Below are 8,436 nucleotides of genomic sequence, written 5' to 3' on the forward strand. Positions count from 1 at the left end.
CTTCAGGAAGTTCTCGCTCGGAGCGCGAGAACCTTGTCGCCGCCGTGGCACAGGAGAGTTCCGAGAGGGCTCACCGCGCGACCGTAGAACGTGCGGAGACGACCGAGGCGAAGCCGGTTCGTGGTGTGGTTTTGGAATTTGCGACAAGGATGCGACAAAGTCGCGGAAGGGAGGTGCTTCTAAATGATTGAAATGATTGGTGGACCTGATCGGGATCGAACCGATGACCTCTTCCATGCCATGGAAGCGCGCTCCCAGCTGCGCCACAGGCCCACTCTTTAGGAAGGACTCTCTCTATTCTGGGGGAGACGGAGATATTCGTCAATGTCTCCCGGGAACTTATCCTCTATCTCCCGGTGTCTAAAGATATAGAGTGAGCGAGCACTCTGCCGCCGGCGGCGCAGTTTTTACTCGATTGAGTGATTTGCCAGTTGTTTTGCAAAAGTCGTATTGTAGAGGACACCCGATATGCAGGCGGGCATCGTAATGGGTCATTTAGCGAGCGTAATAGGCGTCAGCACCGAAGATGCTGCACTTGTAGCCGAACTCAAAGCCGGCTCCGAGGACGCGTTCGCCATCCTCATCGCCCAGTATCACCAGCCCCTCTATTCCCTCATCGCCCGCAGCCTCAACGATCCCGCCGACGCTGCCGATATCACCCAGGAAGTCTTCATCAAGGTCTTTCGCAGTATCCGCGGCTTTCATGGAGACGCCAGCCTTCGCACCTGGCTCTACCGTATTGCTCTGCACGAGGCTTCCAATCAGCGGCGCTGGTGGTCGCGCCACAAAAAGCAGGAAATCACCATCGATTCGCCCTACGATCAGGAAGAGGATGGCAACAGCATCTGTCTCAGCGCCACGCTGGCCGACGATGGCAATTCGCCCTTCGACGACGTAGCGCAGAGCGAAGTCCGCGAACGCGTTGAAGCTGCTCTGCGGCAGATTCCTGAGACCTTCCGCACTGTGGTCGTGCTTCGCGAGATCGAGGGCTTTGCCTACGAAGAGATCGCCGAAATTCTCGACGTCAACCTGGGCACGGTCAAGTCGCGGCTTACCCGCGGTCGTTCGGCCCTGCGCGCTCTCATCCTCGCACAGCAAAATCTTGCACAAAATAATTCCGCGCCTTCCTTTGCCACGCACTCATCCGAAGAGATGGTGACGCAATGACCACGAACTGCGACAGTATCCGGTCTTCGTTCTCGGCCTATCTTGACGGCGCGATTCCCGGCCATCGGATGCAGGAGATCGCTCGTCATCTTGAGTCCTGCAGCGATTGTAAGAGCGAGTTCGAAGGTCTGCGTGTCATGCAGCAGTCGCTCTGCATGCTTGGCCGGGCCAAGGCTCCCGCCGATCTTGGCATGAAGCTCCGTCTCGCCATCTCACACGAGCGCGCGGCGATGAAATCGTCTTGGAAAGACAGCTTCAGTCTCAAGTGGGAGAACACGGTTCGGCCGTTGCTCGTACAGGTATCCGCCGGCTTTGCCGGATCGGTCGTACTCGTCGGCGGCATTGTGCTTCTGCTCGGCATGGTGGCTGCGCCCGAGCCTGTAATGGCCAACGACGAGCCACTCGGCGCGATCACGGTTCCTCACTATCTCTACTCGGCGGTCAGTCCGCATGCCATTGCCACCAGCCACGATGCCCCCATCGTTGTTGAGGCTTATGTTAACGAGCAGGGACGTGTCTATGACTACAACATCGTCTCAGGCCCGGTTGACACGTCGGTAAAAAACCAGGTGGTCGATCAACTCGTGATGAGCGTCTTCCAGCCAGCCAGTGTCTTCGGCTCTCCCGTGCGGGGCAGGGTAGTGCTCACCTTTGCCGGGGTCTCTGTCCGCGGCTAAACCTACAGAGCTGAGCCCACAGCGAAGCCTCAGCCCGGTGCAAAGGTTGCAACCAGCTTGTTGCTCCCCTAAACTCCATGGGAGCGTTGAATTTATCGTGTCTTTGTCAATCACACCTTCTTTCTCTCCATCGTCGTCCCGTCCCTCGCACTCTGCTCTATGGCTGAAGCTGCTGCGAACCGCCGCGGCTGTTGGCATCGGCTTCGCCCTCGTTGCGACAGCACAAGCGCAGTCCTCTTCGTCTTCCAGCAGTAGCAGCAACCCGGCGCAGGAGCCTACCTCTGCTCCTCCGCGCATCGCGCAGCCCGAAGACGCCGGAGCATCCGTCACCCTCGAGACCAGCGAGCCGCTCTTCGACATCGCCGTAGGCCTCAACGTCTGCGGCTACGATGCGGACCTCTCCGCATCGAGCCCCGTCCGGCTGGCCATCCGCGACGAGATCAATTCCGATCTCACCACCTCGGCCGACGCCCGAAACAGCCGCGATGCTCTCTGTGCCTACGTCCGCAGTCATACCCTCACCGACAGCGGCCTCAATCTTGCCCAGTACATCTCGCTCGCGCTTTACCTCTCTCCGCCGCCCGAGCTTACCCCGACTGTTGATCAGACCCAGCTCCCTCCGGACTCCACTCAGATCGTCAATGTCCTCCCCCTGCTGCGCAAGTTCGCCACCGATATTAATCTCCACGACATCTGGATCGAGCACCGGCCCCAGTACGAGGCCCTGCTCAAGATCGTCCACGATCCGCTCACCCGCATGGTGCTTAACACCGACATCTACCTTCACGTCCCCGTCAGCAGCTACGATGGCCGCCGCTTCCTCGTCCTGCTGGAGCCGATGCTCGCTCCCTCGGCGACCAATGCGCGCGTCTACGGCAGCGACTATATCGTGGTGGCCTCTCCCGCCGGCGACCCTCTCGGGGCCGTCCACATGGACGAGATCCGCCACACCTATCTCCACTACGAGATCGAGCCTCTCGTCTATTCCCGCGGCACCGCGATCAAGCGGCTGATTCCGCTGCTCAAATCCGTGCAAGACGCTCCGCTTGAATTCGCCTATAAGTCTGATATCTCGGCCTTGCTGACCGAGTGCCTTATCAAGTCCGTCGAGATCCACACCATGGACGTCGGCATCCCCAAGCCTCAGAAGCCCGCGGCGAACGCCAACCGCGCCGCCTTTGGACGGTACAGCGATGCCATGGGAGCCTACGAGCGCCACGCTGAGACCGTTCGCCAACAGCACGTCGATCTCACCATGCGTCAGGGATGGGTCCTGGTCGCTTATTTCTACGAAAAGCTGGGCCAGATGGAGAAGGACAGCGTCGGCCTCAAGGACGATATCGGAGAGATGGTATACGGCATGGACGTCGATCGCGAGGCTCACCGCGACAAGCAGATCGAATTTCTGGCTCAGGGAACCCACGACGTAGTCACTCGCGTACCTCGCCAACTCTCAGGGTTGGAGCTGGCCGAGATGAAGCTCCTCAAAGGCGACATCGACGGCGCCTCTGCCATCGCCAATTCGGTCCTTGCCGACCCCCAGGGCGACCATGGCCAGGCGCACTACCTCCTTGCCCGCGTCGACCTCATGCAGCGTCAGCCCGGCGCTGCCATCGGCGATTTTCAAGAAACCTTGAAGTCTTCGAAGGACCCGCGAACCCTGGCATGGTCCCACATCTATCTGGGGCGCCTCTACGATGTCATGCCCGACCGCGAAAAGGCGCTGGCGGAGTATCACGCGGCTCTGGCCGTCCGCGACAGCCAGCCCGATACCAAGGATGCGGCCGAAAGCGGCCTCAAGCAGCCCTTCGCCGCTCCCGGCCATCAGCAACAGGCTGACCCCGACGCAGACGCTCCCATCGACCCCAGCGGAAAGGCCGAAAAGGACGCCTACCGCCCTCCACCCACGAAGTAACCTGGGTCCTGAAAGCCAAAGCCTCTCTAAAAACTGTCAGAACAATCGCCTCATAGAGTCAGGAAAAGGACAACGGCAACAGCAAAGGCACAATACAGGGGGCTCTCCACTCCGCTGCGCTCCGGTGGGCATGACGTACTGTTTGCTGGTTCGACCAATGCGTTTGCTGTTTCGGCCAAGAGGGCTATTTTTTAGTTTTTAGATAAGGTCTTAGGGCTTATCAAAAACTAAGAGAGCGTCCTCTAAACTCCGCAGCACGTTGTCTCGACCGGGTCCGCGCGGTCTCATCGCGACGCAGTGGAGAGAGGTGGTTTTCAGGCGAGGCGAAGTTTCAGCCTTACTGAATAGAGTCTTGAGACGTGAAAATGGCCCGTCCAGAGGATTTCTGGGCGGGCCATTTGTTGATGCGGCGTACGACCTTACGAGGTGCTCTTCCTTGGGCGTTGTACCAGCAGGTTGGGTACGGCGGAGCCGCTGCCCTGAATGGGCGGCAGGTTGGGAGCGATTGCCTTGGTGGGTTGATCGACCAGCGTCGTGCGGTCGATGAGGTGGACTTCGTTGTCGCCGGAGGTGCCGACGAAGAAGGTCAGGTTGTCGGCGCTGATCACTCCCGCCACAGGAGCAATGGGAGCAGTGGCTGCCGTCGACGGCTGGAGGAGTGGGATGTTGGCGATGGTTCCGGTGCCGGGGATGTAGTAGGGTACGACTCCGCCGGTGCCACTGTAGGTGACGAAGGCGACGCTCGAATCCGAGGTGGGATCGACGCCGGTGATGGCGGTGGGAACGACACCGGCCAGGGTCAGGGGAGCACCCGGAGTAACGTGGAACTGCGTTCCTGCAGGATCGCACTCGCCGATGGGGACGCCGCCGTTCTGGATGGTGAGATCGATCAGGCTGTCGCTCGCTGCGGTGGCACCGATGATATGAAGGCCGTCGTTGGTTGCCGCGATTAGATCAGTCGCAGGCGCGGTTACACCGGCATCGGGGTAGAAGACGTTGCTGGTGGAAGGCAGCCCATTCACCGTGGTGGTGGTCGTCACAGGGCATTGGCCGCGGGCTGCGGTGGTGGTTCCGGCGAGGAAGGCGCCAGCGCTGGGCACGGTGACGGCTACGTCGGTTGCTTGGTCGCCGAGCGTGATGCTCGACCAACCGGTGAGGGCGGAGTGCACCAGTAATTGGTTGCCGGGCTTGACGCAGGAGCCGGAGATATTTGCCTCGGCTGCGGGGCACGAACCATTGGCATCAGGAACACTCGCGGCGTCCAGACCACCAGTGGTGATGTAAACGGTCTGGCTGTCGGGGGAGAACTCGGCGCTGGTTCCGATGCCGCCGTACTGAGTCTGAATGGCGGAAGCGGTGGAGGTGCTGCCGGTTGAGCTGTAGAGATAGACCAACTGGCGGCTGGGGTCGGTAACGATCAGGGTGGTGTTATCGGGCGAGACAGCCAGTACCTTACCCATGACGGTGGTGTCCTGTCCGGCGAGGCTGTTGGTCAGGGCGTTGAAGGTCATCAACTCGTTCGCGCTGCCCATATAGATCGACGTGCCATCATTGCTGATGACCATCGAGTTGGGGACATAAGGCAGGCGCACCGGGTTGCCGACCACGTTGGTGGTGAAGTCGACGGGTACGATGTACTGCGACTTAAGGCTTCCGATATAGAGTGCCGTGCTGTTCTTGCCGATTGAAGTGACGTTGAGATCGTTGGAGAGGACCGGTGTTCCGTTGCCGAAGAGGCCGATCTGGTTGAACGGCGAAGGATTGCAGGATGGAGGCTGGCAGATGGCAGTGATACCGGCGGCGCCGGGAAAGAGCGGGGTGATGGTCGAGGCGCCGGGAATGGTCGCCGGAGTGGTCGAGACGAACTCCAGCGTGAGGCCGGTGAGGACGGTGCCGTTTTTGTCTGTCACGACAGTGCTCAGGGGAAGAGGATTGTTGGGGTTCACACTTGCGGAGTTGCTGGAAAAACCAGGAGCGCTGAGTGTGATTGTCTTCGGGGGGCAGGTGGAGAAGAAGCCTGCCGAGCTGCCGGCATTGGCCAGATTGGCGGTGATGATGGTCGAACCGGGGGCCTGTGCGGTGGCGATGCCGTTTTCGTCGATGGTCACGACCGATGAAGTTTGCGGCGTGTAGCTCGGATGACCAACCTGGCAACTGATGTTCTTGAGCGATGTTCCGGTGCCGGCGTAGACGCGAGCGGCGAGTTGCCCCGTGGTTCCTTGAGACAGGCAGGCATTGGAGACATAGGCGGTGCTGGTCGCCAAAGGCTGGGTGCAGCAACCGTTGCTGGGGTTGATGGTGCAACTCGTCGGTGATGTGGAGTAGGCCGCGGGACTGCAGTTAGTCGCAGGATCGCTTCCCATACAGTCTGCTGGAGTCGTTGAGGGAGCACCCAGCACCACGCTGGTAACGACGGGGTGCACATAAACCGGCAATGGATTGCTGTTTGCGCCGTCGGCACTGGCGATGACCGAGAAGGTCCCGGTTTTGTTGGTCGCGATGCAATAAGTGAAGTCGGCGACGCCGGCCCCGGAGTTGCGGTTCCAGTGACCAGCGCAGATGCGGCCGGTGGTGGGCTGAATATCGACGACGGTCTGGGAGGTATCGGCAGACCCATAGGTGTAGGACGGAACGCTGACCGTGTTGCCCTTGCAATCGGTCGCGGTCGGCGCGGCGATCTGGCCGATGGTGCCGTAATTCAGCGAGACGCCGTAGACCTTCGGCGTCAGCGTAATGGTCGTCAACTGGCCAACCTGAGGCCCGGAGTCTCCGCCATTACAAAAAGCCACGGTCGCAGATTTCTTCGCGCAACCTGAGATCGAGATACCAAAAGGAATCGTGAAAAGAAGAAGAATTACTAAGCCTACGAACCTACGCATTGAACCTCCCCGCCCAACCGGACCCTCAGTTGAACGGTCTCACCGCACTCTGAATTACCGAAGCACCAGTGTAAAAGGTGCATGGACGGGAAGCAAATGACAGGGAGGGATCAGGGATCAGGGATCAGGGAATAGAAGGCGAGGACGGTGCCGGTAAAGACTCTTCTTCTGCCTTGCCTCGGCATCGAGCGGCATAGATGGAGATTGACTGACCCCCGTTCCCTAAGCCCTATTCCCTCGCCTTCAGGGCATCTCGGTTTCGAACCAGCTGAGGGCTCGTTCGAGGACGTCGCGACTGTGGTCTGCGTTGACGAAGTGGTGGCCTTCGTCGGGGTAGACGACGAGTTGGGTCTTGATGCCCTGGGCGCGGAGGGCGTGCCAGAACTCGAAGCTTTGCGGGGCGGGGCACTCGCCGTCGCGGTCGCCTACTACCAGAAGCGTCGGGGTCTTTGCGTCTTTGATGTAGTTGATGGCAGAGCTTTTTGCGTAGATGGCTGGGTCGTCGTAGACGGATTTGCCGAAGAAGGGAATCATCCACTGGTCGATGGAGTTTTCGCCGTAGTAGCTCTTCCAGTCGCTGATGCCAGCTCCCGCTACGGCTGCTTTGAAGCGCGTGGTCTGGGTGACGGCGAACATGGTCATGAAGCCGCCGTAGCTCCAGCCGGTGATGCCCTCGCGGGACTTATCGATGGGGAAGTGTTTTTCGAGGAAGTCCATGCCGGCGAGCGTGTCGCGGAGGTCGCCGTAGCCGAAGTCCTTGACGTTTGCCTGGGTGAACTTTTCGCCCTGGCCGAAGCTGCCGCGCGGGTTGGGCATGAAGACGAAGTAGCCGAGCGCGGAGAAGGGGACGCCACCATAGCCAGCGCTGGGCCAGCGAGGCGTGACTGCTGCTGAGGGGCCTCCGTGGACATAGACGACGAGGGGATATTTCTTTGCAGGATCGTAATTTGCCGGGTAGAGGAGCCAGCCCTGGACGTTGAATCCCTCGTTGCTCCAGTGGATGTCTTCAGCCTTGCCCCAGAGGGGTTTCAGGTCGTCGTTGAGGTGGGTGATCTGCTTGAGATGCTCGATGGGACCAGCCCAGACCTCGGGGCTTTTCTCGAAGGAGGTTCGGACGAGCGCGACATTTTGGGTCTTCGAGGTGGAGATGCTCATGACCAGCTCGTTTGCCCAGATGGTTTCGGGAAGGGTGATATCGACTGTCTTGGCGTCGCTGCCTGTCTCTGCGCTGATGGAGGCGATGTGGGTGCTGCCGCCGACGTGCTCGGCGAGGCCGATGACTTTGGGAGAGAGCCAGTGGATGAAGGCTACTGACGCGGGTCGTTCGGGAGTAAGGTTCCGTGGCTGGCCACCTGTGGCAGGGGTTAAATATATGTCGCCGCCGGTGGAGCCCTGGTCGCTCATTAGGCCACCGATGAAGGCTATCTGTTTGCCGTCGGGCGACCAGCGGGGGACGGCGATCTGAAGGTTGTGCAGGGGACCTGAGATTTCGGTTGGCTTCAGCATCGATTGTGGGGTTGCGTCCTTCTCTGCTGTCTGCACATAAAGCTGGGCGACCCACCAGTTGTTTTCGCCGGGAGGATTGGCGGCGACGTAGGCAAGGCGCTTTGAATCGGGCGACCAGTCGAACTCGTAGACATGCAGATTGGCTGGGGTGAGCTGCGTGACGGTACCGTCGGCCACATTTACCGCAGCTACACGCTGGATTTCGATGCCGTCCTCGCCGATGACGCCGCTCCACGGCTTCATGGCGGCGAGCGCTCCGGCGTTGCGGGTGGCGTTTTCAACGAATAGGAAG

General features: G+C 60.1%; 5 protein-coding genes and 1 tRNA gene. 3 read left to right on the forward strand and 3 right to left on the reverse strand.

The window, feature by feature from the left end:
• Nucleotides 1-197 precede the first annotated feature (197 nt).
• Nucleotides 198-273 (reverse strand) — tRNA-Ala (locus tag VMU57_RS14660).
• A 213-nt stretch (nt 274-486) separates the two neighbouring features.
• Between VMU57_RS14660 and VMU57_RS14665 the strand changes: the two genes are divergently transcribed.
• From VMU57_RS14665 to VMU57_RS14675, 3 genes are all read left to right on the forward strand, one after another.
• A complete protein-coding gene (locus VMU57_RS14665) occupies nt 487-1,167 on the forward strand; it encodes a sigma-70 family RNA polymerase sigma factor (protein WP_325384690.1) in 681 nt (226 codons plus the stop codon).
• Nucleotides 1,164-1,844 (forward strand): anti-sigma factor family protein, encoded by a 681-nt coding sequence (locus VMU57_RS14670; protein WP_325384692.1) that lies wholly within the window; start codon nt 1,164-1,166, stop codon nt 1,842-1,844. The genes VMU57_RS14665 and VMU57_RS14670 overlap by 4 nt, the downstream gene beginning before the upstream one ends.
• A 97-nt stretch (nt 1,845-1,941) precedes the next feature.
• The gene (locus tag VMU57_RS14675) at nt 1,942-3,759 is read left to right on the forward strand and encodes a hypothetical protein (RefSeq protein WP_325384693.1); all 1,818 of its coding nucleotides are present in this window, start codon (nt 1,942-1,944) and stop codon (nt 3,757-3,759) included.
• A 419-nt stretch (nt 3,760-4,178) separates the two neighbouring features.
• Here the strand turns inward: VMU57_RS14675 and VMU57_RS14680 are convergent, their stop codons facing one another.
• Together VMU57_RS14680 and VMU57_RS14685 are read right to left on the reverse strand one after the other, a co-directional pair.
• A complete protein-coding gene (locus VMU57_RS14680; RefSeq protein ID WP_325384695.1) occupies nt 4,179-6,548 on the reverse strand; it encodes a hypothetical protein in 2,370 nt (789 codons plus the stop codon).
• Nucleotides 6,549-6,881: 333 nt separating this feature from the next.
• A partial coding sequence (locus VMU57_RS14685) for a S9 family peptidase (protein ID WP_325384697.1) occupies nt 6,882-8,436 on the reverse strand: 1,555 nt, incomplete at its 5' end.

This window comes from Edaphobacter sp., assembly GCF_035532915.1.
GTDB lineage: Bacteria > Acidobacteriota > Terriglobia > Terriglobales > Acidobacteriaceae > Edaphobacter.